The 25,477-nt window shown below is 62.5% G+C and carries 21 protein-coding genes and 2 pseudogenes; 5 read left to right on the top strand and 18 right to left on the bottom strand.

Translation table 11 applies throughout. The features are described from left to right. Positions 1-14 precede the first annotated feature (14 nt). The 10 genes from tatC to NDO48_RS04245 form a co-directional block, all read right to left on the bottom strand. Entirely contained in the window at positions 15-902 is an 888-nt protein-coding gene (tatC, locus tag NDO48_RS04290) for a twin-arginine translocase subunit TatC (protein ID WP_018427677.1), read from the bottom strand. Further along, positions 899-1,603 (bottom strand): Sec-independent protein translocase protein TatB, encoded by a 705-nt coding sequence (tatB, locus tag NDO48_RS04285; protein ID WP_267320874.1) that lies wholly within the window; start codon positions 1,601-1,603, stop codon positions 899-901. Before tatB ends, tatC begins: the two co-directional genes overlap by 4 nt. 32 nt (positions 1,604-1,635) lie before the next feature. After that, entirely contained in the window at positions 1,636-1,854 is a 219-nt protein-coding gene (locus NDO48_RS04280; RefSeq protein WP_018427675.1) for a twin-arginine translocase TatA/TatE family subunit, read from the bottom strand. A 35-nt stretch (positions 1,855-1,889) separates the two neighbouring features. Beyond that, the gene (locus NDO48_RS04275; protein WP_018427674.1) at positions 1,890-2,993 is read right to left on the bottom strand and encodes an ABC transporter ATP-binding protein; all 1,104 of its coding nucleotides are present in this window, start codon (positions 2,991-2,993) and stop codon (positions 1,890-1,892) included. Between the two features lie 38 nt (positions 2,994-3,031). Continuing rightward, complete coding sequence (scpB, locus tag NDO48_RS04270) at positions 3,032-3,766, bottom strand: SMC-Scp complex subunit ScpB (RefSeq protein ID WP_018427673.1); 735 nt, start codon at positions 3,764-3,766, stop codon at positions 3,032-3,034. Next, on the bottom strand, positions 3,763-4,563 hold the full coding sequence (locus NDO48_RS04265) for a segregation and condensation protein A (RefSeq protein WP_018427672.1): 801 nt from the start codon (positions 4,561-4,563) through the stop codon (positions 3,763-3,765). The genes scpB and NDO48_RS04265 overlap by 4 nt, the downstream gene beginning before the upstream one ends. Positions 4,564-4,629: 66 nt before the next feature. After that, entirely contained in the window at positions 4,630-5,649 is a 1,020-nt protein-coding gene (nagZ, locus tag NDO48_RS04260) for a beta-N-acetylhexosaminidase (protein WP_018427671.1), read from the bottom strand. 141 nt (positions 5,650-5,790) lie between these two features. Continuing rightward, positions 5,791-8,997 (bottom strand): SPOR domain-containing protein, encoded by a 3,207-nt coding sequence (locus NDO48_RS04255; protein WP_018427670.1) that lies wholly within the window; start codon positions 8,995-8,997, stop codon positions 5,791-5,793. 106 nt (positions 8,998-9,103) lie between these two features. After that, on the bottom strand, positions 9,104-10,861 hold the full coding sequence (gene argS / locus NDO48_RS04250) for an arginine--tRNA ligase (RefSeq protein WP_018427669.1): 1,758 nt from the start codon (positions 10,859-10,861) through the stop codon (positions 9,104-9,106). Positions 10,862-10,922: 61 nt separating this feature from the next. Next, entirely contained in the window at positions 10,923-12,143 is a 1,221-nt protein-coding gene (locus NDO48_RS04245) for a deoxyguanosinetriphosphate triphosphohydrolase (protein WP_018427668.1), read from the bottom strand. Between the two features lie 70 nt (positions 12,144-12,213). Between NDO48_RS04245 and erpA the strand changes: the two genes are divergently transcribed. The 4 genes from erpA to NDO48_RS04225 all read left to right on the top strand — a co-directional run bounded on the left by erpA (position 12,214) and on the right by NDO48_RS04225 (position 14,027). Further along, entirely contained in the window at positions 12,214-12,561 is a 348-nt protein-coding gene (gene erpA, locus NDO48_RS04240) for an iron-sulfur cluster insertion protein ErpA (protein ID WP_018427667.1), read from the top strand. 1 nt (position 12,562) lies between these two features. Next, positions 12,563-13,072 (top strand): hypothetical protein, encoded by a 510-nt coding sequence (locus NDO48_RS04235; RefSeq protein ID WP_018427666.1) that lies wholly within the window; start codon positions 12,563-12,565, stop codon positions 13,070-13,072. Continuing rightward, positions 13,072-13,449 (top strand): VOC family protein, encoded by a 378-nt coding sequence (locus NDO48_RS04230; RefSeq protein ID WP_018427665.1) that lies wholly within the window; start codon positions 13,072-13,074, stop codon positions 13,447-13,449. The genes NDO48_RS04235 and NDO48_RS04230 overlap by 1 nt, the downstream gene beginning before the upstream one ends. A 92-nt stretch (positions 13,450-13,541) precedes the next feature. Continuing rightward, the gene (locus NDO48_RS04225; RefSeq protein WP_018427664.1) at positions 13,542-14,027 is read left to right on the top strand and encodes a GNAT family N-acetyltransferase; all 486 of its coding nucleotides are present in this window, start codon (positions 13,542-13,544) and stop codon (positions 14,025-14,027) included. A gap of 49 nt (positions 14,028-14,076) precedes the next feature. Here NDO48_RS04225 and NDO48_RS04220 read toward each other — a convergent pair whose 3' ends face one another. After that, entirely contained in the window at positions 14,077-15,561 is a 1,485-nt protein-coding gene (locus NDO48_RS04220) for a nucleobase:cation symporter-2 family protein (RefSeq protein WP_026227132.1), read from the bottom strand. Positions 15,562-15,699: 138 nt separating this feature from the next. Between NDO48_RS04220 and xth the strand changes: the two genes are divergently transcribed. Next, positions 15,700-16,491, top strand: a complete 792-nt coding sequence (xth, locus tag NDO48_RS04215; RefSeq protein ID WP_018427662.1) for an exodeoxyribonuclease III — start codon at positions 15,700-15,702, stop codon at positions 16,489-16,491. A 57-nt stretch (positions 16,492-16,548) separates the two neighbouring features. Here xth and NDO48_RS04210 read toward each other — a convergent pair whose 3' ends face one another. From NDO48_RS04210 to NDO48_RS04185, 7 genes and pseudogenes are all read right to left on the bottom strand, one after another. Next, positions 16,549-16,959, bottom strand: a complete 411-nt coding sequence (locus NDO48_RS04210; protein WP_157632711.1) for a hypothetical protein — start codon at positions 16,957-16,959, stop codon at positions 16,549-16,551. A gap of 117 nt (positions 16,960-17,076) precedes the next feature. Then, complete coding sequence (locus tag NDO48_RS04205; RefSeq protein WP_026227131.1) at positions 17,077-17,895, bottom strand: tetratricopeptide repeat protein; 819 nt, start codon at positions 17,893-17,895, stop codon at positions 17,077-17,079. Positions 17,896-18,603: 708 nt separating this feature from the next. Further along, positions 18,604-19,716 carry an outer membrane protein transport protein gene (locus NDO48_RS04200; RefSeq protein WP_018427659.1) on the bottom strand — a complete coding sequence of 371 codons (1,113 nt, stop codon included), beginning with the start codon at positions 19,714-19,716 and terminating at the stop codon, positions 18,604-18,606. Positions 19,717-20,082: 366 nt separating this feature from the next. After that, positions 20,083-22,866, bottom strand: a complete 2,784-nt coding sequence (locus tag NDO48_RS04195; protein ID WP_018427658.1) for a valine--tRNA ligase — start codon at positions 22,864-22,866, stop codon at positions 20,083-20,085. A gap of 147 nt (positions 22,867-23,013) precedes the next feature. Continuing rightward, positions 23,014-23,238 (bottom strand): annotated as a pseudogene (locus tag NDO48_RS30540) (PopZ family protein); the annotation flags it as partial. A gap of 429 nt (positions 23,239-23,667) precedes the next feature. Continuing rightward, positions 23,668-23,742 (bottom strand): annotated as a pseudogene (locus NDO48_RS30535) (DUF2497 domain-containing protein); the annotation flags it as partial. 212 nt (positions 23,743-23,954) lie between these two features. After that, complete coding sequence (locus tag NDO48_RS04185; RefSeq protein WP_018427656.1) at positions 23,955-25,349, bottom strand: TolC family outer membrane protein; 1,395 nt, start codon at positions 25,347-25,349, stop codon at positions 23,955-23,957. Positions 25,350-25,477 lie beyond the last annotated feature (128 nt).

The following is a 25,477-nucleotide window of genomic DNA, read 5'->3' as shown; positions in this document are numbered from 1 at the left end:
GGCGGATCGGGCTGTCAGGTGGCGTTCGTGCCGCTGCCTGTGCCTTCGAGCGAGGTTGATGCTGCTTGCGTCTGCTCGGCGGGATTGTCGCCCGCGTCTTCAGTTTCGCTCGCCACGCGGTCTTGCTCGCGCTTCTTTTCGATCATCCGGGCGGTCCAGATGGAAATCTCGTAAAGAAGGATCGTGGGAAGGGCAAGGCCGATCTGGCTGACCGGATCGGGCGGCGTCAGCACGGCCGCCACCACGAACGCGATCACGATCGCCCATTTGCGCTTGTCGGCCAGTCCTTGCGACGAGACCATGCCGACGCGCGCCATCAGCGTCGTAACCACCGGCAACTGGAACACCAGACCGAAGGAGAAGATCAGCGTCATGATGAGGCTGAGATATTCCGACACCTTGGGCAGCAACGAAATCTGCACCTGGTCGTCGGTGCCGGCCTGCTGCATGGCCAGGAAGAACCACATCACCATCGGTGTGAAGAAGAAATAGACCAGCGACGCGCCCATCAGGAACAAGATCGGCGAGGCGATCAGGAACGGCAGGAAGGCGGCGCGCTCGTTCTTGTAGAGACCGGGTGCGATGAACTTGTAGATCTGCATCGCGATCAGCGGGAACGCGATGACAAGGCCACCGAACATGGCGAGCTTGATCTGCGTGAAGAAGAATTCCTGCGGCGCGGTGTAGATCAGTTCGACCTTGTGCACATCGAGCCCGGCCCATCTCGTCGCCCATTTGAACGGGATGACGAGCAGGTTGAACAGGTGCTTGGCAAAGAAGAAGCAGACCAGGAAGGCGACGAAGAAGCCCCCGATGGACCAGATCAGGCGCCTCCTGAGCTCGATCAGGTGCTCGATCAGCGGGGCCGATGACTTTTCGATCTCGTCGTCTTCGGCTGTCACGAGGCTTTTCCTGCTTTGGTCGTCTTCTTGGCGGCGGCCTTTGCCGCCGGTGCCTTGGCGACAGTGGCCTTTGCAGCCGCAGCCTTGGGGGCCGGGGCTGACTTGGCGACCGCTGCGACGGTTTTGGTCTTGGCTGCTGGCTTCGCTTCAGCGGCGGGCTTGGCAGCAGACTTCGCCTTGGCCGGGGCCTTTGGCTTGGTCGATTTGGCAGCCTCGGCCGCAGCAGGCGCCGCCGCTGCCGGGACCGGTGTCGAGCGTGTTTCGGGCGCCGGGAACACAGGCGGTGCCGGCATGGCCTCGGGTCCGGTAACGCCCGGCATTGCGGTTGCGCCGTTCTTCAACGGTTCGGCCGCATGCACCGCGTCGTCGGCAGGAGGCGGAGGCGCGGGCTGCGTTGGCTTCATGGCCGAATCGATGCCGGCGCGCACATCGGCGGCAGCCTGCTCGAAAGGATTGAGCTGCCGCTTGATCTCGTTGACGGGATTGAGGCCCCTGAGCTCGTCGACCGACTTCTTGACGTCGTCCAGCTCGGCTTCCTTGAGCGCCTCGTTGAACTGGCGCTGAAAATCGCTCGCCATGGAGCGCGCCTTGGCCGTCATGCGGCCCATGGTGCGCAGCATGCGCGGCAAATCCTTGGGGCCGACGACCACGATCATGACGATCGCAATCACCAGCATTTCGGTCCAGCCGATTTCAAACATGTCGGTGCGATCCGGCTAGCAAGAGCCAGGCATCAGCTCTTGCTGGCCTTTTCCTTGGTCGAGTTCACGGTCTCGTCGGAGCGATGCTCGACAGTCTTGGAGTCTTCGGCATCGTCGTCCGACATGCCTTTCTTGAAGCTCTTGATGCCCTTGGCCATATCGCCCATCAGCTCAGGGATCTTGCCCCGGCCGAACAGAAGCAGCACGACGACCAGAACGATCAGCCAGTGCCAGATTGAAAAGGATCCCATTGAACTCTCTTTCGAACTGTTTCCCTGCGAATGATCTAGGCTCTTTCGCTTCCGGATTCAAACACTAGAACATCGGCATTCCGAAGCGACAGCCATATATCACGAGCTTTTGCGGACAAAGCGCCGCAGCGGGTGCGTGCCCTGACCGGTGTCTCGGCGCCCGGAACAGCTAGCTCCAGCAACTCCACCACGCCGAGATAGCGCCGGGAGATGATGCGGGCCTGGATTTCGCCTTCTGTCTCGCTGACATCGATGCCGGTGAGGCGGACTGCCACGGAGACCTGGGCGCCATCGGCAATCTCGGTTTCCACCTTGCCGACAGGCGTTTCGGCAACGCCATTTCTGACGCGCGCAGAAAAGACGTTCAGCTCGGAGAAGAAGCCGGCGACGAACAGGTTGGCCGGACTGAGGTAAAGATCCTCCGCCCTGCCCGTCTGCACCAGCTTGCCGTCCTTCAAGAGCGCGATGCGGTCGCCCATGCGCATCGCCTCTTCGGCGTCGTGGGTAACGACAATCGCGGTGGCGCGGCTTTCGCGCAGGATCGCCAGAGTTTCGGCGCGCACCGAATCCTTGAGGCGCGAATCGAGGCCGGAAAAAGGTTCGTCCATCAACAGCACCGCAGGCCGCGGCGCGAGCGCGCGGGCCAGCGCCACGCGCTGCTGCTCGCCGCCCGACAGCGCATGCGGATAGTTGTCGGCATAGTGCTCGAGGCCGACGCGGGCGAGCGCGATCAGCGCTTCTTTCCTGCTCTCGTCGCGCGACAGCGCGGTCAGTCCGAAACGGACATTGTCGAGGATCGTGAGATGTGGGAAGAGCGCGAAATCCTGGAAAACTAGGCCTATCGAGCGCTGCTCCGGCGGCAGGAACACCTGGGGACCGGCGATCTCCTTGCCGTTGAGCAGCACCCTGCCCGACGATTGCGCCTCGATGCCGGCGGCGATCCTCAACAGGGTCGTCTTGCCGGAACCGGACGGGCCGAGCAGGCACAGTACCTCGCCCGGCTCGGCGGCCAGGCTGACGTCACGCAAGGTTTCCGCGCCATTGGCGAAGGAATGGCGAATGTTCTCGAACGCCAGACGCGCTGCAAAGGTCACGCCCGCCGTCACGCGAGCTGCTGTCTGGGCTTTGTCGGTCGTCACAGATGAACCTCCGGGGGCCGGTTCCTCACCGGCGCCGGTCAATCATCTGTGACACGAGGTGTCAACAGGCCAAGCTCCTCGAGGTCGATGTCCGTCAACGGATCCTCGTCCTCGGTGAGCTGGTCCGGGTCGGCTGGCGGCAGTGGCACCGAGAAGCCGGGCGGCATGCGTGACGACAGGAGCCCCGCCCCCTTGAGCTCGTCGATGCCAGGCAGATCGCGGATTTCCTCGAGGCCGAAATGGTCGAGGAACTTGTCGGTCGTGCCGTAGGTCACGGGCCGGCCCGGCGTCTTGCGGCGGCCGCGCATACGTACCCACTCTGTCTCCATCAGCGTGTCGAGTGTGCCCTTGGAGGTTTCGACGCCCCTGATGTCCTCGATCTCGGCGCGCGTCACCGGCTGATGATAGGCGATGACCGACAGAACTTCGAGCGCCGCACGTGACAACTTCTTCTGCTGGACCGTGTCGCGACTCATCAGGAAGGCGAGATCGCCTGCCGTGCGGAAGGCCCAGGAATCTGCGACACGAACGAGGTTGACGCCGCGGCGCTCGTAAATGCGCTGCAGTTCGGCCATGGCCGCCGGCACGTCGACGCCTTCAGGCAGGCGCTGCACCAGCTGGCGCTCGCTCACCGGCTGGGCGCTGGCAAAGACGATCGCCTCGGCCATGCGTACGGCCTCTGCCAGATGCATCCGGGCCGCAGGATTGCGTTCGACGGTTTCGCCGTCCTCGTTGTCGACGGCAAACGGAACAACGTTCGAGCCCTCGGTCATGACGCACCTTCGGTCTGTCGGGCCGCATGATGACGGTCGCGCAGGTAGATCGGCGCAAACGGCTCATGCTGCCGGATCTCGATATGGCCCTCGCGCACCAGCTCCAAGCTGGCGGCAAAGGAGCTGGCGATCGCCGTCGGGCGTTCCTCCGGACGGGTGGTGTAGCGGATCAGGAAATGGTCGAGCGCGGTCCAGTCGTCGAACTGGCCGATCAGGCGCGTCAGGATATCGCGCGCCTGCTTGAGCGACCACACACCACGTTTGGCGATCTGCACGTTGGTGATGGCCTGACGCTGCCGCTGGCCGGCATAGGCGCTCAGCAAGTCATAGAGCGACGCCGAATATTCGTTGCGCTTGTCGATGATGACCATCTCCGGCGCGCCGCGCTGGAAGACGTCGCGACCGAGCCGGTTACGGTTGACGAGCCGGGCGGCTGCATCGCGCATCGCTTCGAGGCGCTTCAGGCGGAACTGCAGCACGGCAGCCATTTCCTCACCGCTCTCGCCCTCTTCACCCGGTTGCTTCGGGATGAGGAGCTTGGACTTGAGGAAGGCGAGCCACGCCGCCATCACCAGATAATCGGCGGCAAGTTCAAGCCTCAGCGCCCGTGCCTGCGAGACGAAGGACAGGTACTGCTCGACAAGTGCGAGGATCGAAATGCGCGAGAGATCGACGCGTTGGCTGCGTGCCAGGTGCAAAAGCAGATCGAGCGGACCTTCGAAGCCGGCAACGTCGACAACCAGCGCCGGATCGTCCGACGTGCGGTCGTCAGGCGCCTCCGCCCACAGGCGGTCCATCGGTGCGGGCTTTGCAGCCTTGCTTTCCAATGCTTCCGCCAAGATCCGTGCCTTCTCCTTGAGAGGCTATGCAACTGCCTCGAAATAATGACCGAATTCTGCCCTGATCGATGCCTCGTCGTGGCCATCGCCCGCCGTGATCGCCTTGAGCGCCCTTTCCGCGCGTTCGAGCGGCTTGCCCATGAGCGGAATTGCACGTGAAGCGATGCCTTGCATCTCTTCCATCACCCCGTTGCAGTGAAGGACAATATCGACGCCTGCCGCAAGGATTGCCGCCGATTTTGACGGGAAATCCCCAGAAAGTGCCTTCATCGACGTGTCGTCGCTGACCAGCAGGCCGTCGAAGCCGATTTCGCCGCGCACGATCTCCTCGATCACCTTGCGTGAGGTGGTGGCCGGCGCCTCGGGATCGACGGCGTCGAAGATGACATGCGCGGTCATCGCGATCGGCAGATGATTGAGCGCCTTGAAGGGCGCGAAATCATGGGCACGCAGCTCATCGAGCGGCGTGTCGACGCGCGGCAGCTCGAAATGCGTGTCGGCAGTCGCCCGGCCATGGCCTGGAATGTGCTTCATGACAGGCAGGACACCGCCGGCCAGAAGCCCTTCGGCAGCAGCAAGCCCGAGGGCGGCCACCGTCGCCGGATCGCGTCCGTAGGCGCGCGCGCCGATCACGTCGCTCGCGCCCTCCACCGGCACGTCGAGCACAGGCAGGCAGTCGGCAGTGATGCCGTAGCGAGCAAGGTCGAAGGCATGGAGGCGCGCATGCAGCCAGGCAGCCCGCAGCCCCGCCTCGCTGTCGCTCTGATAAAGCGCGCCGAGTGCGCCACCGGCCGGATAGTTCGGCGCCAGCGGCGGACGCAGTCGCTGCACCCGGCCGCCCTCTTGGTCGATGAACACAGGCGCGTCGGGCCGGCCAACACTGTCGCGCATCTCAGCCACCAGATCGCGGATCTGCTCGCCTTCCCTGACGTTGCGGGCGAAGAGGATGAAGCCCCAGGGCCGTTCATTGCGATAGAACGCAATCTCATCCGGTGTGAGCGACAGGCCGGCGCAGCCGAGGATTATGGATTTTGATTCGGTCATGACGGCAGCTTAGCGCCTTTCTTGGTCGGATAGAATCGGCCGCAGCCGTATCGTGATTTGCGTCCGGCGCGGCGCGCCTGGCGCCAAAACGAAAACGGCGCAGCCAGGCTGCGCCGTCCAATTCGCTGGTTTGCTCAGGCCTTACTTCGAGACGAAGCAGTTGCCGCCGGCTGCCTTGTAGCTTTCGCACAGGGCGACCGCGTCGTTGCGGCTGCCTGCCGGGACGCGGACGCGCCAGAAGGTGCCCTTGCCCGCGATCTCGGCCTTGACGATGCTGGCCTGGTGGCCGTTGAGCACGCTGCCGTAACGCTTCACCAGATCGGCGTAGGTCGACTTGGCTGCGTCTTCGCTCGGCTGCGAAGCGATCTGCATCGCCCAGGCGCCGGATGCCGCTGCGGTCGTTGCGGCCGGAGCGAGAGCCGCAACCTGGTCGGGCTTGACCTCGCCGACAACGTTGACCGGTTGTTCGGACGGGCGCTGCGGGGCGATCGGCGCGCTGGCCGGGGTGTTGGCCGACTGTACAGGCTTGGCTGCAGCGACAGGCGCAAGCGCCGGCTTGGCGGCAGCCGGAACGGTGCCGGTTGCCTCAGCCGAAGGCTCGGCAACACGCTGCGGGGCGGGATCGGCCGGTTCGGTGGCAGCCACCACCGGTGCAGGTGCCGGCTCTTCGCGCGCCACCAGCGTGCCGTCAGGCTTCACCACCATGGTGCGGACCTTGCGCGGAGCGACAGCTGCGGTTTCGGTGTTCGCGTCCGGCTGGTCAGCCGGCTGGACGCGCTCTTCCGACTTTGCCGTCGCCGGCGCATCGGCAACATCTTCGGCATCCAGCGGCATGTTGCTGGCGGTTTCGGCGTCCTGGGCGGTGACGTCGATCGGCTCTTCCGAATTGGTCACCAGCTTCTGCTGTTCCGGCGCACCGTTGCGGTCGCCAGCGACGCGGTCGTAGACCTTGCTGTCCTGGTTCGGCACCACAGCGCCACCGGGGTTTTCCGGCTTGACCTTGATCGGGCTCTCGTCGGCCTTGACCAGCACCGGAGCGCCAGCGCCCTCGACGCCGCCGAAAGACAGCGCCCAGGCGCCGATGCCTCCGAGGATGGCGACGGCGCCAACGGCAGCGGCGATCATCATGCCGCGACGGGCAGGACGCTTCTCGGCCGGCATGCCCGCAAGGTCGGACGCTTCCATGGCCTCATCGAAATCAGGATCATAGGCGAACTCGTCGGCCTGTGCCTGATGGCGCGGCTGCTGCGGCGACCCAAAGTCGAAGCCGGCATTTCGGTCAGAACCCTGTGCGCCACGGCCGGCATAGGTGGCAGCAGCGCCTGCGGCGACACCGGCGACCGCGGCTGCAGCCGGCATGTCGATCGGATGGGACGCCACATCGCCATCGCGCAGCGTCTTGCGATCGAAGCCGGTGGCATAGGGGTTGGTCTGATAGTTCGAAGGCGTCGCCTGCGAAGCTGTGTCGCCAGCGTTCATCTCGTTCATCAGGTTCGAGAACTCGCCATCGAGATCGTCGAAGACGGGCGCCGGCGGCGTGTCGTCCTCAAACGACAACTCGGGGATGTCGAGGTCGTCGGCAAGCGCAACAGCCTTTTCCGGCACGTCGACAGTTTCGATATCGGGAGCGTCATCATAGGACGATACGGCTGCAAACAGCTCGGCCTCGAGATCGTCGGCAACATCGACGACAGGCTCGGGCTCGGAGAGCTCGACCACAGGCTCGGCGTGCGACACGTAGGTCTCGGCGACGGGCTCATAGGTCGCGGCAGCTGGCTCATAGGCAGGAGCAACCGGCTCATAGGTCGGAGCGGCCGATATATAGGCGTCGGGCTTCTGGATCGGCTGAATCTCGGCAGTTGCTGCGCGCGGAGCGAGCGGCGTGGTCAATCCCCAGCTGCGGGCCTGCTCATAACGCGATGCCGCCAGCGGACGATCCGCAGCAGGCTGCACCGGTGCGGCCGCAACGGCTGCCGGCTCGTCTGCTGCGCTGCGCTCGAAGGCCATGTCGAATGCATCGTCGTCGAAGCTGACGTCGTCATCGGCCTGATGGTCGTAGCTAGGCGCAGCGTAGCTAGCCTCGACTGGTGCCGGGGCAACCTCCCGCGCTGGCGCATAGGACTGGGCAGGCACGTAGGGCTGATAAGGTGTCTCGCGCGGCTGCGGGGCTACCCACGACGCATAGGACGTCGCAGGCTGGGCAGCGACAGGCGCCGGCGCCGCAACCGGCTCGGACAGCGCCTTTGCCTGACTGCTCATGACGCCCAGCAGGGCATTGAGCTCGTCTTCAAGGCTGTTGTCTTCTGAAGCAGCTACCGGTGCTTCAGCCACGGGCTTAGCTTCCGGCTCATAGGCAGCGGCCGGCACATAGGTAAGGACGGGTTCGGCCTCGAAAGCCGGCTCGTCGTCGCTCAGCGCGTTCTGAAGGCTGCGCTCGAACTCGTCATAGTCCTGCGCGTGAGCGACCGGAGCAAAGGCTACCGCTTCGACCGGCTCGTGATGGGCAAACGCAGCTTCAGGCTCTGACGGCTGATAGTCGCCCAGCGTCAGTTGGTCGTCAGCAACCAATTCGGGCTCGGCGTAAGTTGCTTCCGCAGCATCGTCGTGAGCGGCGAAATCCATATCAACATCGGCAAGCGCGACATCGAAATCAGCGTCGACATCTTGCACTTCATTCGCCACAGGCGCTTCGTAGGCGACCGGTGCCAGCGGGGCCTCGAAGGCCATCGGCGCTTCAGCTTCGTAGGCCACGTGGCTCGCTGCCTGCCCGACGGTCTCGTCAACTGGCAGCAGCTCGTTCTCGAGGCTGAAATGCTGCTCGAAAGAGGCATCCAGGGCGTCGTCGAACGCCTGGTCGGCGTCGGACGAAACTGTCGGCTGCTGCACATAGCTTGCTTCGGGCGCAGCCTCGTAGACCGGCTCGGCGATCAGCTCGTTTTCGAGCGCGAGGCCCTGCTCGAAGGAATCGGCCACGGCGTCGTCGAACGCGCCGGCATCGAAGGACGGCTCCTGCGAGCGCGCGTAGGACACCGAGGTCTCCACGGGCGCATAGGCTACGGGCGCATCGACCGACATGTAGGAAGCCTGCGCAGCGGGCTCCGCGTAGGGCACGGCAGGCTCAGGCACCGCCGTCAGATCCTCGCCGGCGAGATCGCCCAGCAGTTCCTTTTCCAGGTCGATGCCGAAATCGTCCATAGCCGGCTCAGCGCGGCCGGCGGGCCCGCCGACGTCCTGACGCACCACGGGCTGACGCGGGTCGAAACCCATAATCCTCGTCAGCTCGGCGAACGGATCTTCGTCGGCGAAATCGTTCTTATCTGCGATCTTCAGCTGGGTTCTGTCTGCCATTCTTTTTCCCGAACTCTCGCACTTTTTTCGGACGTCATGAACGTCGCGTAAGGTTGGCCCTTACCAGCGCAATGTGGGCAAAAGGTGACAGGAAATCCCTTGAAACCTAGCGCATTTCGGTCGGCGCATCCGCTCCGATCAACGCCAGGCCTGACGTCAAAACGTCCGAAACAGCCTGCACCAGCCCGAGTCTGGCATAGGTCAATTCTGGATCGTTAACCTTAACAAACCGTAAGTCAGGGTTGTCAGTGCCCCTATTCCAATGTCCGTGGAAGGTACTTGCGAGATCATACAGATAGAAAGCCAGCCTGTGCGGCTCCATCGACTGCGCGGCTGACTCGATCAGGCGCGGATACTCGGCGAGTTTCTTGACAAGTGCGATCTCGCCTTCGTCGGTCAGGCGTTCGACGGCAGCAACGAGCTTGGCACGCTCGAAGCCGACATCGCCCAATTGCTCCTTGGCCTGACGGAACACCGAATGGCAGCGTGCCGAGGCATACTGCACATAGAACACCGGATTGTCCTTGGACTGCTCGGTGACCTTGGCGAAGTCGAAGTCCAGCGGCGCGTCGCTCTTGCGGTAGAGCATCATGAAGCGGATGGCATCGCGGCCGACTTCCTCGACCACCTCGCGCAGGGTGATGAACTCCCCTGCCCGCTTCGACATGCGCACCGGCTCGCCGTCGCGGAACAGCTTGACCAACTGGCACAGCAAGACGTCGAGCTTGACCGCACCGTCGGTGACCGCACGCGCCAGCGCCTCCATGCGCTTGACGTAGCCGCCATGGTCCGCGCCCAGCACGAACACCAGCTCCTCGAAGCCGCGGTCGACCTTGTCCTTGAGATAGGCGACGTCGGCGGCGAAATAGGTGAAGGCGCCGTCGGACTTGACCAGCGGCCGATCCATGTCGTCGCCGACCTCGGTCGAGCGGAACAGGGTCTGCTCGCGGTCTTCCCAATCTTCAGGCTTCTCGCCTTTGGGCGGCGGCAGCTTGCCCTTGTAGATGTGGCCCTTGAGCGTCAGGTCGCTGATCGCCGAACGGATCGCCTTGGCGTTGTCAGCATGCAGCGTGCGCTCGGAGAAGAACACCTCGTGGCGGACGTTGAGCAGCGCCAGATCTTCGCGGATCATCTCCATCATCGCCGCGATGGTGCGCTCCTTGACGATCGCCAGCGCTTCGTCCTCGGGCTTCTCCAGCAGGTCGCGGCCGAATTCCTTGGCCAGAGCCTGGCCAACCGGCACGAGATAATCGCCCGGGTAGAGCCCGGCCGGGATCTCACCGATCGCATCGCCCAGCGCCTCGCGATATCTCAGCATCACCGAACGGCCGAGCACGTCGATCTGCACTCCGGCGTCGTTGATGTAATATTCCTTGGTCACGTCATAACCGGCGAAACCGAGGATGTTGGCGAGCGCATCGCCCACCACAGCGCCCCGGCAATGGCCGACATGCATCGGCCCGGTCGGATTGGCCGAGACATATTCGACGTTGACGCGCTTCTTCTTGCCGAAGCCCGAGCGGCCGTAATCGGCACCGCGATCAAGCAGGCCAGCCAGATGCTTGTGCCAGAATGCGTCCTTGAGCCGGAGATTGACGAAGCCGGGCCCGGCCACTTCGGCCGTGACGACATCGGCGTCCTTGGCGAGCTCAGCCACCAACCTCTCGGCCAACGCACGCGGGTTCTGGCCCGTCGGCTTTGCCAGCACCATCGCAGCGTTCGTCGCCAGGTCGCCATGGGTGGCGTCTCGCGGCGGCTCCACAGCAATGCGTGTCAGGTCGAGCACCCCACCATCTTTGGGAGTCAAATCAAGCGCTTCGACGGCCTTGGTGATCCGCTCGTTGAAATCGGCGAAAATGTTCATCTGCTTGGCTCTGGGTGGCATTGCGTGTCGGCCGGCAAAAATGCCGGAAATTGAGCCCGGCCTAAACCAAATCGGGCGTATGGTCAAACAAGCGTCGGTGCTCCTTGACCGCATAGGTGTCGGTCATGCCCGCCAGGAAGTCGGCGACATGGCGTGCCTTGATGCGGTCCTCCGCCCTGTCGAGCCCTTCGCGCCAGCCCTCGGGCATGGCACGCGGGTCGGCGAAATAGGCGTCGAACAGCTCCCGCACGATGCGGTCGGCGTTGGCACGCACCCGCATGACTTCGGAATGCCGGTACATGTTGCGATAGAGGAAAGCCTTGAGCTCCTTCTCCATCGCCGTCATCTCGGCCGAGAATGTCACCATTGCCTCGCCGGCCGCCCTCACCGCGTCGGCGCTGTCAGGATTATGGCTGGCGAGCCGTGCGGCGGCAGCAGCGATCACGTCCTCGACGAAGATGGTGATCTGGCGGCGCATCAGCTCATGCCCTGTTCGTACCGGATCGAGCGCCGGGTAGCGCTCGCGCACGCCGCGCAGAATTTCGGCCGGCAGCGCGACTTCGTCCAGCATGTCGAGCGTCAGCAACCCGGCGCGCAGGCCATCGTCGATGTCATGGGTGTTGTAGGCGATGTCGTCGGCAATCGCCGCGCACTGCGCCTCCAGGCTGGCGAAACGGTTGAGCTCGAGATCGTGCAGCTCGGAATAGTCGCGGATCGCCTGCGGCACCGGCCCCTTCAACCCGTTGCCGGCAGCATCGGTCAGCGGGCCGTTGTGCTTGACCAGACCTTCCAGTGTCTCCCAGGTCAGGTTGAGGCCGTCGAACTCGGCATAGCGACGCTCGAGCTTGGTCACAACGCGCAGCGATTGGGCATTGTGGTCGAAGCCGCCCCAGGGCTCCATCTTCTCGTTGAGCGCGTCCTCTCCGGTGTGGCCGAAGGGCGTGTGGCCGAAATCGTGGACGAGCGCGATAGCCTCGGCCAGATCCTCGTCGCAGCGCAGGGCGCGCGCCAATGCACGGGCGATTTGCGCCACCTCGATGGTGTGGGTCAGCCGCGTGCGGAAATGATCGCCCTCATGCGCCACGAACACCTGGGTCTTGTGCTTGAGGCGGCGGAAGGCGGTCGAATGAATGATGCGGTCGCGGTCGCGCTGGAACGGCGTGCGCGTCGGGCTCTCGATCTCGTCGAACAGGCGACCGCGCGACCGCTGGGGATCGCAGGCATAGGCCGCGCGCGGCCGGTAGCCGAAGCCAATGTCGCCAAGTTGCCGCTCGCCTGCCATGCTCCCACCTGTTGACTTGCTACAGGTCGCTTCATACCTATCATAAGAAACCGAAAGCAAGGTGACGCCGATGGGCGCTGATGCCAAGACTGCCATGAAGGTCGAAATGACCGATGCCGCTGCGAAGCGCATAGCCAAGATCGTCGCCGGCGATCCGGGCAAGATCGCCTTGCGTATTTCGGTCGAAGGCGGTGGTTGCTCCGGCTTTTCCTACAAATTCGATCTGGTCGACGCCCGCAATGACGACGACGTCGCCATCGAGCGCGACGGTGCCACGCTTCTCGTCGACGACCTGTCGCTGGTCTACATGGGCGGCTCGGTGGTCGATTTCGTCGACGACCTGATGGGCCAGTCGTTCCAGATCAAAAATCCCAACGCGGTCGCCGGCTGCGGCTGCGGCACCAGCTTCTCCATCTGAGATGAAAGAGGTCTTCGATGGAAGCGAAGACCTCTTAACCGTCCTGGTGGCTCGCGAAATCGAGGCGATTTCCGATTCGGACATCATTGCCTGGGCAAATACCCACGTCGCCTCGGCCATCTATGCTGACGACCTCGACTATCTGCTGTTGGTCCGTTCCAATCGACGCAACGCCTATGACGTTGCGTGGGCCAGCGAGCGATTGCGGGCGCTCGTCGTACGAAAATTTCCAGACTTCACTCTCAAATCCAAGGTAGCAGAGGCGAAAGCTCGCCTCGTCTTCTTGCGCAGTATTCGGGCGTATCTCGACAGCGAACAGCAGCCGTTTCTCGTCTGCCGCATGTTGGCTCCGACAGAAGCTCTTTTTGGCGTCACGGATTGGATGCATGGATACTATGACGCATGCGACTACATCGACGAGCAGACACCGCGTCGGCAGGCAGGTCATCTAACCGAGGGCATCGCGCATATTCTCGCGACCAGTGAGCAGCATACCGAGGGACTCGATTGATGCGGCGTCCAAAAGCGCTCAGGCAGGTTGCGCTCTCGGCCGGCCGGGACATCGACACGACGCTCGCCTTCTGGCGCGACGTGTTCGGGCTGCCGGTGCATGCGCGCTACGATCCCCCCGGCATAGCCTTCATCATCGTCGGCGGCATCAGGCTGTTCTTCACCGGCGGCGTGCCGCAGGGCACCGTCTATCTCGACATCGACGATCTCGACACATTCCACGAACAGGCATCCGAGCGTGGCGTTGCCTTCACCACTGCGCCGACGCTCGTGCACCGCGACACCGAGGGCGAGTTCGGCCCGCCCGGCGAGAGTGAGTGGATGGCCTTCCTGAAGGACCCGGCCGGCAACACGATCGGCCTTGTCGAACGCAAGTAGCCTTGCGTGGCTGCGCCAACCTCTGCATGTATCCATGACAAGATGCGCCGTTGCCCGTTCGCCTAGCCACCTCCGACCAGCAGGGAAGCAGTATGCAGATCCGTCGTTTCGAGCCCGATGACCTCGACGATGTCGTGAACGTCATCCTGCCGATCCAGCGAGACGAGTTCGGCTTTGACGTCACCATCGACGACCAACCCGACCTCAAGATCATCCCGGAATTCTACCAGCGTGGCCTGGGTGAGTTCTGGGTGGCGGAGGTCGATGGCAGGATCGTCGGAACGATTGGCCTGGTCGACATCGGTGGCGGCCTGGCCGCGCTGCGCAAGATGTTCGTCGCCGCAGAATGGCGCGGCCGCGAGCATGGCGTCGCAGCACAGCTGCTCGGCCTCCTGCTTGCGACCGCAAACCAGCGCGGCATCACCGCCGTCTATCTCGGCACCACCGACAGGTTCCTCGCTGCCCATCGCTTCTATGAGAAGAATGGCTTCGTCGAGGTCGCCAGGGCCGACCTGCCGGAGAGTTTTCCGGTCGTGTTCGTGGACACCAAATTCTACGTCCACCGGCTGGGTGGCTGATAAGCAAGGGGCCCCACGCGGGCCCCTCTATTTGTTTCATGCAGCAGCGTCAGGCTTCCGACGCCAGTGCAGCCTCGCGAATTTCGGCCTCGTCGACTTTGGTGCCGTTGAAGAAGGCGTTGAGCACGACAGCGGAGATCGACGCCAGCAGGATGCCGGACTCGATCAACGGATGGATGCCATGCGGCATCCACATCTTGAAGTCGGGGGCGACGAGCGGGATCATGCCGAAGCCGATCGACACGGCCACCACAAACAGGTTGTTGCGATTGGTCTTGAAGTCGACATTGGACAGAATGCGGATGCCGGTCGCTGCGACCATGCCGAACATGACGAGCCCCGCCCCGCCCAGCACCACGGTCGGCAATGCCTCGACCAGCGCGCCCATCTTGGGCACGAGGCCGAGGATGATGAGGATTACACCGCCGGCGACGCAGACGAAGCGACTCTTGACGCCAGTAACGCCCACCAGGCCGACATTCTGCGAGAAGCTGGTGTAGGGGAAGGTGTTGAACAGGCCGCCGATGATGGTGCCCAGGCCATCTGTCCGCAGGCCGGCCGAGAGCATCGGCTGGGTGATCTTCTTACCGGTCATGTCGCCGAGCGCCAGGAACATGCCCGTCGATTCGATCATCACCACGATCATGACCAGCACCATGGTGACGATCAGGATCGGATCGAATATCGGCATGCCGAAATGCAGCGGCGTGATCAGCTCGAACCATCCGGCGGACGCGACCTTGTCGAAATTCATCATGCCGAGCGATGCGGTGAGCACGCCGCCGATGACGATGCCGAGAAGCACGGCGATATTGGACATAAAGCCCTTGCCGAACCTGGCGATCGCCAGGATGGACAGAAGCACGACAGCCGAGATGCCAACATTGGTGAGCGGCGCATAGGCCGGGTTGGGAACGGTTGCCGCCAACGCCAGCTTCTGGGGTATCACGGGGATGGTCGAACCGGTCGCCGCTGCCATGTCGGTCATGGCCTTCAGCCATTCGGCGTGTTCGGGCGCAATCAGGCGCGGTGCGGTCGGGCCGACCGGATTGCCGAAGATCCAGTTGATGCCGATGCGCATCAGCGACGCGCCGATGACAACGATGATGGTGCCGGTGACAACTGGCGGAAAGAACCTGAGCATTCGACTGACCAGCGGCGCGATCAGCATCGCAACCACGCCGGCGCCAATAATGGCACCGAAGATCATGCGCGCGCCGTCGAGCCCCTGGTTGGCGTTGGCCATGGCGACCATCGGGCCGACGGCCGCGAAGGTGACGCCCATCATAACCGGGAGCTTGATGCCGAACCATTGCGTTGCGCCAAAGGACTGGATGATGGTGACGACGCCACAGACGAACAGGTCGGCGGAGATCAGGAAGGCCACCTGCTCGGGATCGAGCTTGAGGGCCCGGCCGACGATGAGCGGCACGGCGATGGCACCGGCATACATGACCAGGACATGCTGGATGCCGAGCGCAGCTAGACGAGGCGCAGGTAGCACCTCGTCCACAGGAAGTGGACTGTTGGACATGGCATTTTTTCCCCTTTTGCTAGCCGGTCCGAAGAATGCCGAAGAGGACCGGTTCCCTTCTCCTGAGGGATGGTGCAGGATCGTTCGGAATAGTCATGACGACTATCTAGATTTGTTTGAAATTGTAGTGTGATTTTCATGAAGATCGTGACCTGGAACATTAACGGCGTCCGAGCCCGCATCGAAAACCTGGTGCATTGGCTGAAGGAAAGCGATCCGGACATCGTCTGCCTGCAGGAAATCAAGACGGTCGACGAAGGCTTTCCGCGTTTCGAGATCGAGGCGCTGGGCTACAATGTCGAAACTCACGGCCAGAAGGGTTTCAACGGCGTCGCCATCCTGTCCAAGCTGCGCTTTGACGAGGTCAATCGCGGCCTGCCCGGCGATGACTCCGACGAGCAGGCACGCTTCATCGAAGGCGTGTTCTCGACCGACAAGGGCGCGCTGCGCGTGGTTTCGCTCTACCTGCCCAATGGCAATCCCGTCGGCACCGAAAAATTCCCCTACAAACTGTCGTGGATGGCGCGGCTGGAGCGCTGGGCGGCCGAGCGGCTGGTGCTGGAAGAAGCGCTAGTGCTCGCCGGCGACTACAACGTCATCCCTGAAGCAAAGGACGCCCGCAACATCGAGCAGTGGCTTGGCGATGCGCTTTACCAGCCGGAAACGCGCCGGGCGTTCAGGCGGCTTGAGAATCTCGGTTTCACCGAAGCTGTGCGCGCCGTCACCGACCAGCCCGATGTCTACACTTTCTGGGATTACCAAGCCGGCGCCTGGCAGAAAAACAACGGCATCCGCATCGACCATCTGCTCTTGTCGCCCGAGGCAGCAAGCCGGTTCACCTCGGCCTCGATCGAAAAGCACGTGCGCGCCTGGGAAAAGCCGTCGGACCACGTGCCGGTGGCGATAGACCTCACCCTTCAGGCGGCGTGAGGCGTCGCCTGACTCTAGATGCCTAGGCGAGATGGGTGCCGACCGACTTGAGGCCATTTATGTCGGGTCGGATTCGGCAGTCCAACCTGCCAACAGCCGTTCGACCAGAAGTGCATCGTTCCAGACGCCGCGGGTTGGCATCTGACGTTGCTCTGTGGTGATCTCGCCGACCGCCCATTCGATCGTTCCGTCCCAGAACCACCATACCCGAACCTTGCCCGTTGCCGGATCAACAACGCCCGTACGAAAGGCAGGGAAAGTTGCGAGCTCGGCTGGCAACGGCACTGTCCCAACGACTGATACGATCTTTCTGGCAACAGCAGCGCCAAGTGGAAAGAAACACGAGAACTGGACGTCATGCGCCAAAATCTCGGAGGCATCTTTGGGGCGATCTTCATGAATTTTCCCCAGAACCCGAATGAGCGCGCCATATTGAGCATGCTTATGGGTAAGAACGGCATAGGCCATTCCCTGAGGCGTTCCAATTTCTACTATGTCGCCAATCTTCACCCGCCCCATCGATCGACCTGTGGAAGCCCACCCAGTCGTGATGTGAGACGATCTTAACCTCGCCGGAAAGGCAAGCTACTCGTTGCCCTTGGTCAGGATATCCTGCGCAAGCGAAATGGCGGTGCGGCGGTCGGATTCGTCGGCAAGCGCAAATGCCTCTTCCTGCATGCCGCGAATCCAGGGCTGATCGGACGGGGTGGCGCGCTCAAGAGCCGCCGTCATCATGGCCAGGCCGCGCACGACCTTGCCGCTCTGGAACAGCAGGTTGCCAAGCGTCGCCTGCGCACCGGCATGGCCCTTCTCGGCGGCCAACTGCAGCCAGCGGCCTGCCTGGGTGACACTGGCCTTTACGCCGCCATCGCCCTTGAGGAACATCTTGCCCATCTCGAACTGGGCATCCGGGTTACGGTAGTTGGCGGCGGCGCGCATGTAATATTCCTGCGCGGCGATCGAATTGGGCGAGACCGGGCTGCCCGGAATGCCGGCCTTCAAATAGCCGCCCAGCGCCACCAGCGCGTCGGACACATAGCTTTCCTCAGGCGAGCCGGGCTCGACGTCCTGCTCGGCGATCTCCGAGAAGAACTTGAAGGCTTCATAGTCGTTGCGGGTGACGCCGTCGCCTTCCGCATACATGCGGGCAAGCTTCCAGGTGGCGCCGATCTGGCCGTTTTCGGCGGCATAACGATAGGCTTCGACAGCCTGGTCCTTGTGGCCGTTCTTGTAGGCGGAGAAGCCGAACTGGAACACCGCCCAAGGGTTCGACTGCGGCTTTACGCCGGTCTTGTCGTCGAACACCTTGTCGTCGAAGGCAAGCGCCTGTCCGGCCGCACCGAGCAGGGCGGCCGCCACAAGCGCCGAAAACGCAGATGCTCTCACAAACTCGGAAACCCGCATGGCAGTTCGTTTCTTCCGCCCGACCTGACGGGGTGCCGCGCCATGGCGCACCCCGACTGCCCGGGCACATTTCCGGTTCGCGGCCGACCGTTCGGTCGAACGCGGCGTACAGTCTTTCGCCCTCTCCGCAAATTCCGCTTCGGACTGCGCCATGCCGATTTCTTCGGCCCGGCGCATGATGTCTTCAGCGTCATGCAAACGAACATGGCTGGCGTTTTCGGCCAAAGTACGGCCAAGCTTGCCTTCAAGACCTTCGCGCAAGCAATTATGATCGACGGAAGTCGCGGCAGAGAATGCGTCGGCGCCAAGCATTGTCGGGTTGCTTTCGGACGCGCCTGGAAACCTCGCCGGCAAAGACGAAAACGCCTGAGCGGCCGTCATGCGACGGCGCTGCTGCTTGGCCTTGAAGATCGCCTTGGCGTCCATTCTGTCCCTGCCGCGCGAAGCGGCCCTGTTTACCAATCTCACGCCATGTTCCGAGCGCGGTCCGAAGACCTATCCGGGGTGCGCCGGGTTTATGGCGGGAAATTGGCAATGTCCCCGTCATGTTCCTTAGACGAAAGCTTGCCTGAAAACTGTTGCTGAATCGTCACAACTGTTGCGCGCTTGCAGCGCCATGGTTTCCAAATGGCAAACGCACGCGGGAGTGCGGCAGGGACAAAAAAGCCGGGCACGAGGCCCGGCTTCTTCTGGATCAGATAGTGGCGCTTACCACTTCACGCTGTAGCCAGCAGAGAGGGCAAAGCCCCAATCGGCCTGAACCGTACGGTTCAGGACTGGAACATACTTTGTTTCAGAAACTTCGCCCATATAGATCGCGGCGCCGCCCAGGCGGAGTTCTCCCCCGAGAGCATCCTTCATCGAAGCGCCGACCCCGATCGAGTAGGTGTCTGCAGTGAGATCCCAACCGGTGCCGACACCACGGTCCCACGAAACAAATGCAGTTCCCGAAATCTTGTCGGTGAAGGCATGACCAACGCCGCCAGTAATCGTCCAGCCATCTTGCCAATAATATTCATTTCGGCTCGACAGGCCCAACGCTGGGACATTCAAGACAAGTTCCTTGGTCACCGACCAATCAGTCCACTTGACATTACCGTAGGCCAGCCAGCCGGGAGCGACACCCGTCTGGAACTTCAATTCAACGCTTTGCGGCAGTTCCGCAGTGCCATTGGCCGGCAATGTCGCGGCACCTAGATAGAGCGCGCTTCCCGTTGCTTCAACGTTGAAGCCCGAACGGTAGAGAAGCTGTGCCCGAAGGGCGATTTCTGGAATTTCGTACGCAATCCCTGCTCGCCAGCCGACATTATTGTCTTTCAGCGTACCGTCAATAGCGCCAGCACCCGCAACGAGATTGTATTCGAGGCTCTCCACGAAGGCGCCACCGATGAGCCAAATGCGCCCCTTGCTCAAATCTACCTTGTATCCACAGGTCGCGGCAAACTCATTGACGTGGAAATCCTCATCAAGCTTCGCCACCGGGCCACTAGGTGTCGGCCAAGTAGCACCACCGCCGAATGACTGTGTGAAGGTTCCTGCGCATCTGAGGTCCTCAAGAATATTGAACTTCACCGCCGCAGACGGAATAGCGTAGCTATCGGCATAGTCGACGCCAACCAACTGAGGATTCAGAAGGTTCTTCGAGTACTTCCTCGTTGGATTAACATAAGTGACGCCGGTACGAATGTTGAAATTGCCTTCCTCGAACAGAATGTCCGTATCGGCCGTGCCGCGCGAGAAACCGCCGGCCTGGGCTGCGCCTGCCGCAACGATCGTCAGCGCCGTTGCCCCCAGCAGCGCTTTGAGACGCGAAATGTTCATTGAGTCCTCTCCCGAAATGCTCGTGCTGAGAATTGAACGATTTCATCCTGCTCACGCAACATTGATTTTTTCCAAACGATGGCAGCGCTGCGGCAGTACAACCGCCGGGTTGCCGAGCTTCCGCTTACGCAAACGTCAATTTTAGTGAAATTGGTGCTACCTGCCCCTGATTTCGTGGGAAAATTCGGAACCAGAAAACAAAAACAGCCCGAAATCGGGCCATTCTCGACGTTTGTTACATTATGGCAACAATCGGGCGTAAAATGGTTACATTAGCCACAATTTACGCATGGTCATGCCCATCGGCCGAGCAAAACCAACCCCTGCCGCAGCGTCATTCCGCGGCAGGGTTTTGCTGTAATCCGGTCAGCCGGCTTCGCGCACGCGGGCGAGCGCGGTGTCGAGTTTCTGCTGGGCAAGGCGATATTCTTCCAGCTTCTCGCGCTCGGCCGCTACGATCTCTTCCGGGGCCGACGCCACGAACTTCTCGTTCGACAGCTTCTTGTGCAGACGGGCGATTTCTTCGGTCGTCTTCGCCAGTTCCTTTTGCAGACGTGCAGCCTCGGCAGAGAGGTCGATCAGGCTGCCCAGCGGCAGGCAGGCGGTCGCTTCGCCGGCAACGATCTGTGCCGAGCCCTTGGGGGCCGCAGGCGCATGGGTAATGTCACCGACCCGGGCCAGACGGGCAATCGCCGACTGGTGGCGCTTGAGGCGCTCCAGCGTCACGTCGTTGGCGCCGACGAAGACCAGCGGTGCGATCGCGGCCGGCGGCACGTTCATCTCGGAACGGACCGAGCGGATGCCCGAGACGAGATCGACCAGCCAGTTGATCTCGGCTGCAGCCGCCGCATCTTCGAAATCGGGCGCCGGCCAGGCAGCATGGCACAGCAGCGACGACCGCTCCTTGCCCTCGCCCGCCGTATGCGCCCACAGCTCTTCCGTCATGAACGGCATCATCGGGTGCAGCAGCTTGTAGATCTCGTCGAGCACGAAGGCGGCCACGGCCTGGGTCTCGGCCTTGGCGGCTTCGTCCTCGCCCATGAAGATCGGCTTGAGCAACTCGAGATACCAGTCGCAGAAGGTGTTCCAGACGAACCGGTAGGCGCTGCCTGCCGCCTCGTTGAAACGATAAGCAGTGATCGCATCGGTGATCTCGCGCGAAGCCCGTGTGAGTTCCGTCAGGATCCAGCGGTTGACAGTCAGCTTGGCGTCGTTGAGCCAGAACGCGTCATCGCGCGCGACACCGTTCATCTCGGCAAATCGCGTGGCGTTCCACAGCTTTGTACCGAAGTTGCGGTAGCCGGCGATGCGCGCCGGATCGAGCTTCACATCGCGCCCCTGCGCCGCCATGATGGCAAGCGTGAAGCGCAGCGCGTCGGCACCGTACTCGTCGATCAGCTCCAGCGGGTCGATGACGTTGCCCTTGGACTTCGACATCTTCTGGCCGTTCTTGTCGCGAACCAGCGCATGGACGTAGACCGTGTGGAACGGCTCCTCCTCCATGAAGTGCAGGCCCATCATCATCATGCGGGCAACCCAGAAGAAGATGATGTCGAAGCCGGTCACCAGCACGTCGGTCTGGTAATAGGTGTCGAGCTCCGGCGTCTTGTCGGGCCAGCCAAGCGTCGAGAACGGCCAAAGCGCCGACGAGAACCAGGTGTCGAGCACGTCCTCGTCGCGGGTCAGAATCTTGCCCGGCTCGAAATTCTCGAGCTGTTCCTCGACCCAGGCCTTCCACGGGCCTTCGAGCGCCAGATAGTGCTGGACGGCTGCATCCAGCGCCTCTTCTTCGGTGCGCGCGACAAAGACCTGGCCGTCCGGGCCATACCAGGCCGGGATCTGATGTCCCCACCACAGCTGGCGCGACACGCACCAGGGCTGGATGTTCTCCATCCAGTCGAAATAGGTCTTTTCCCAGTTCTTGGGCACGAAGTTGGTGCGGCCCTCGCGCACGCTTTTGATCGCCGGTTTGGCGAGCTCGGCGGCATTGACATACCACTGGTCGGTCAGGAACGGCTCGATCGGGACGCCGCCTCGGTCGCCATGCGGCACCATGTGCTTGTGCGGCTCGATCTTGTCGAGGAAACCGCCCTCTTCCATGATCTGGACAACGAGCTTGCGCGCGGCAAAACGGTCGAGGCCCTGCAGCTGCGCCCAGACGCGCTCTCGCATCTCGGTGCGCTCGACGCCCTCGAGGAACTCGTCATTGTCGACGATGTTGATGCTCGCCTCGACGGTGAGAATGCTGATCTGCGGCAGGTTGTGGCGCTTGCCGACCTCGAAATCGTTGAAGTCGTGCGCCGGCGTGATCTTGACCGCGCCCGAACCCTTTTCCGGATCGGAATATTCATCGGCGACGATTGGAATCTTGCGGCCGACGATAGGCAGCACGACGTTCTTGCCGACCAGAGTCGCATAACGCGTGTCGTCGGGATGGACGGCAACGGCGGTATCGCCAAGCATCGTCTCGGGCCGCGTGGTCGCAACCGTGATGTAGGTGGCCGGGTTCTCGGGATCGTAGACCTCGCCTTCGACCGGATAGCGGAAGTGCCAAAGGTTGCCGTTGACCTCGTGCTGCTCGACTTCGAGATCGGAGATCGCGGTCAAAAGCTTGGGGTCCCAGTTCACAAGGCGCTTGTCCTTGTAGATCAGGCCCTGCTGGTGCAGCGTGACGAAGACTTCGATGACGGCCTTCGAAAGACCTTCATCCATGGTGAAGCGTTCACGCGACCAGTCGCAGGAGGCACCCAGCCGCTTCAGCTGGTTGAAGATCATGCCGCCGGACTCGTCTTTCCACTCCCAGACCTTTTCGACGAACTGTTCGCGCGTCAGGTCGCGGCGATGGACCTGTTTTTCCATCAGCTTGCGTTCGACGACCATCTGGGTGGCGATACCTGCATGGTCCATGCCCGGCTGCCACAACACATTCTTGCCGCGCATGCGCTCGAAGCGCACGAGGATGTCCTGCAGCGTGTTGTTGAGCGCGTGGCCCATATGGAGCGAGCCGGTAACGTTGGGCGGCGGGATCACGATGGTGAACGGCTCGGCACCCTCAGGCGCGCCGGCGCCAGCCTTGAAGGCATCGGCCTCTTCCCACGTCTTGGCGATCTTCGGTTCGACTGATTTGGCGTCGTAAGTCTTCTCAAGCATCGGAATTTGTTCCGTTCGGTCCGGATTTTCTGGTCCGGTGTAAATCGGATGGGTGGGATCGAGTCAACAGCATCGCCAGTGCGGCGACCGGGGCCGAAACGAAAACGCCGCCCGTAGGCGGCGCGTTCCAACCAATCTGGGTAGAATTTACTGTGAGCCGCGGGCGATACGCTCGATCTCTTCGCGTACCAGACGCTCGACCAGCGTCGGCAGGTTGTTGTCGAGCCAGTCCTGCAGCATCGGCCGCATCATCTCGGCAGCAATATCGTCAAAGGACTTGCGGCTGCGCGCGGCGTAAGCCTCGTTGAGCTCGCCAAAGGCAGCAGACACCTGCTTGCCAGCCTGCTCAGAGATGATCGCCGGCCGAGCCGAGGATACTTCCTCCTGGACAGAGGCATCGACAGCGGGCTGCAGCACCGGAGCTGGCTCAGAGACGACCGAAGCCGGACCAGCAAGACGCTCCATGTCCTCGACAGCGGCAGTCGAAGACGGCGTCCAGGTGGCCGTAGTGATTGGCCGAGCCGTAGCAATGGCCTCGGCCACAGGCGCGGCAGGCTCGATGGCGACAGGCTTCCGCGGCTCGATCGTCGGCCAGGCCGGGACGACAACCTCTTCGCGCTCGACATGCTCGAATTTCACCGGTGCGGCCTCAGGCTTGGCTTCCAGCGGCGCTGCCTTGGCTGTCTGCAACTCGGCCCTGAAGGCTTCGACCTCGATGACGTTGCGCTCGGCCCGATCGTCTTCGGGCTCCGGACGGACCTGGCCAAAATCGACTGCGGGGCGTCGCCCGGTGTCGTTGTCCTCGATAATCCTGCGGATGGAAGCGAGTATCTCTTCCATCGAGGGTTCGCGCTGAACGCTGTTTGCCTGGGCCATCGTCACATCCGCCGCCTTTGTGACAGTACACAAAACCCGCCCACAATCACGGGCTTCGAATCAGGCTTTCAGCGTAGCCTACTGATTCCCCGGAGAGAATCCCCAATCGGGAGGCTCCGGCGATTTCAACAGATACATGAATTTGACCGCCAAATGACAACGGGCGCCCGCTCGGAAGAGCGGACGCCCGTTCAAATCGTGATGCGGTGGAATCAGCGACCGTCTGGCGTCCTCAGGCCGGTCCACTTGTCCTTGACGGCATTGTAGTGCTCTTCAGGATTGTACTTTACGACCTTGAGGCCGAGCCTGTCGACAGACAGGGCACCGGTTGCCTGCAGGATGCCATAGCTTGCCACAACGACGTCGCGCTCCGACGAAGCGAGATTGATCTGCGCCGTGATGACGTCGGCCTGGGCATTCAGCACGTCCAGCGTCGTACGCTGGCCGACATTGCGCTCCTCGATGACGCCATTCAGTGCGAGCTGCGCGGCAGCCACCATGGCGCGGTTGGCCGAAACACCCTCGCCGGCTGCCTGATACTGCGTCCAGGCAGCAACCACGGCCGCACGAACCTGGTCGCGGCTGACGTCGACCTGGATACGCGCCTGGCCGAGCGATTCTTTATTCTGGCGAACGATGGCCGGGGTGCGGCCGCCGGAATAGATCGGCACGGTCAGGGTCGCGCCAATGCTGGCGGAGGTTGAATTGCCGTCAGCGGCAGCGTCAGGCGACGTGTTGCGATAGGCCTGGGAAATGCCAGCAGAAGCCGATAGCTGCGGCAGCAGCGCGCCTTCGGCCGACTTGACCGAGAAGCCGGCAGCATCGACCAGATGCTGCGTGGCCAGGATTGCCGGATGCTGCCCCTGGGCAACCCCCAGCGCTCCATCCAGGTTCTTCGGCAGGAGCTTGCCCAGCGGCGACGCCGACTTCAGGCTCTTGGGTTCGTCGCCGACGATCTGGCGATAGATGGCAGCACTGGAAAGTGCCTGCGCACGGGCGGCACTGAGCTGGGCCACCGCAGCGGAGCGCGAGGCATCTGCCTGCGCCACGTCGGTGCGCGTACCTTCACCGACATCGAAGCGCGAGCGCGCAGCGCGCGCCTGCTCGGTCAGGAACTGCAGATTGCGCTCGGTGAGAGCGGCGACCTGGCGATCATGAATGACGTTCATATAGGCCTGGGCAGCGGTGAACAGGATGTTCTGCTCGGTGTTGCGCAGGCTTTCAAAGGAGGCGCGCACATTGGCCTCGGCCGCGGCCACGTTGTTCTTGGTCTGGAAACCGTCGAACAGCGTCTGGTTGATCGTCACACCGAAAGAAGCAGAGCTCAGGTTCGTCGTCGAACCGGCCCTGCGGGTGGCGGAATAGTCAACGCCGGCATTGCCGGCGATCGTGGGGCGCCAGCCGGACTTGGCAATCGCCACGCCTTCGTCGGTGACGCGCGCACCGGCGCGGGCCGAGTTGAGCTGCGAGTTGTTCTCGTAAGCCTTGGCCAAGGCGCCGAGGATCGTTTCTGCCGAAGCCGACAACGGCGACAGCGCCGTGGCGGAAACCAAGGCTACGGCAAACAAGCTCTTTCGGAAAAACGAAACCACGCGTCCCTCATTCATTCTGCGGCGCGCTGCCCGAAGGCAGCTGAAATGCCCCTCGCCGGTATCCGGCCCAAGGCGCTGATTCCAAACCGGTTCCGTCCAGAATCAGTCGCAATCGTCCGGTGCTTAGATCATCATGACGAAGG

The organism is Aminobacter sp. MET-1, assembly GCF_026521175.1.
Taxonomy (GTDB): domain Bacteria; phylum Pseudomonadota; class Alphaproteobacteria; order Rhizobiales; family Rhizobiaceae; genus Aminobacter.
The sequence above is the reverse complement of the archived record's forward strand: the minus strand, read 5'-3'. Positions and strand labels throughout refer to the sequence as shown.

Coding starts and splice junctions, on each gene's coding strand:
- tatB (WP_267320874.1), bottom strand. CDS start 1,603: ATGTTTGAAATCGGCTGGACCGAAATGCTGGTGATTGCGATCGTCATG.
- NDO48_RS04280 (WP_018427675.1), bottom strand. CDS start 1,854: ATGGGATCCTTTTCAATCTGGCACTGGCTGATCGTTCTGGTCGTCGTG.
- scpB (WP_018427673.1), bottom strand. CDS start 3,766: ATGACCGAGGGCTCGAACGTTGTTCCGTTTGCCGTCGACAACGAGGAC.
- NDO48_RS04265 (WP_018427672.1), bottom strand. CDS start 4,563: ATGGACCGCCTGTGGGCGGAGGCGCCTGACGACCGCACGTCGGACGAT.
- nagZ (WP_018427671.1), bottom strand. CDS start 5,649: ATGACCGAATCAAAATCCATAATCCTCGGCTGCGCCGGCCTGTCGCTC.
- NDO48_RS04255 (WP_018427670.1), bottom strand. CDS start 8,997: ATGGCAGACAGAACCCAGCTGAAGATCGCAGATAAGAACGATTTCGCC.
- argS (WP_018427669.1), bottom strand. CDS start 10,861: ATGAACATTTTCGCCGATTTCAACGAGCGGATCACCAAGGCCGTCGAA.
- NDO48_RS04245 (WP_018427668.1), bottom strand. CDS start 12,143: ATGGCAGGCGAGCGGCAACTTGGCGACATTGGCTTCGGCTACCGGCCG.
- erpA (WP_018427667.1), top strand. CDS start 12,214: ATGGGCGCTGATGCCAAGACTGCCATGAAGGTCGAAATGACCGATGCC.
- NDO48_RS04235 (WP_018427666.1), top strand. CDS start 12,563: ATGAAAGAGGTCTTCGATGGAAGCGAAGACCTCTTAACCGTCCTGGTG.
- NDO48_RS04230 (WP_018427665.1), top strand. CDS start 13,072: ATGCGGCGTCCAAAAGCGCTCAGGCAGGTTGCGCTCTCGGCCGGCCGG.
- NDO48_RS04225 (WP_018427664.1), top strand. CDS start 13,542: ATGCAGATCCGTCGTTTCGAGCCCGATGACCTCGACGATGTCGTGAAC.
- NDO48_RS04220 (WP_026227132.1), bottom strand. CDS start 15,561: ATGTCCAACAGTCCACTTCCTGTGGACGAGGTGCTACCTGCGCCTCGT.
- xth (WP_018427662.1), top strand. CDS start 15,700: ATGAAGATCGTGACCTGGAACATTAACGGCGTCCGAGCCCGCATCGAA.
- NDO48_RS04210 (WP_157632711.1), bottom strand. CDS start 16,959: ATGGCCTATGCCGTTCTTACCCATAAGCATGCTCAATATGGCGCGCTC.
- NDO48_RS04205 (WP_026227131.1), bottom strand. CDS start 17,895: ATGCGGGTTTCCGAGTTTGTGAGAGCATCTGCGTTTTCGGCGCTTGTG.
- NDO48_RS04200 (WP_018427659.1), bottom strand. CDS start 19,716: ATGAACATTTCGCGTCTCAAAGCGCTGCTGGGGGCAACGGCGCTGACG.
- NDO48_RS04195 (WP_018427658.1), bottom strand. CDS start 22,866: ATGCTTGAGAAGACTTACGACGCCAAATCAGTCGAACCGAAGATCGCC.
- NDO48_RS04185 (WP_018427656.1), bottom strand. CDS start 25,349: ATGAATGAGGGACGCGTGGTTTCGTTTTTCCGAAAGAGCTTGTTTGCC.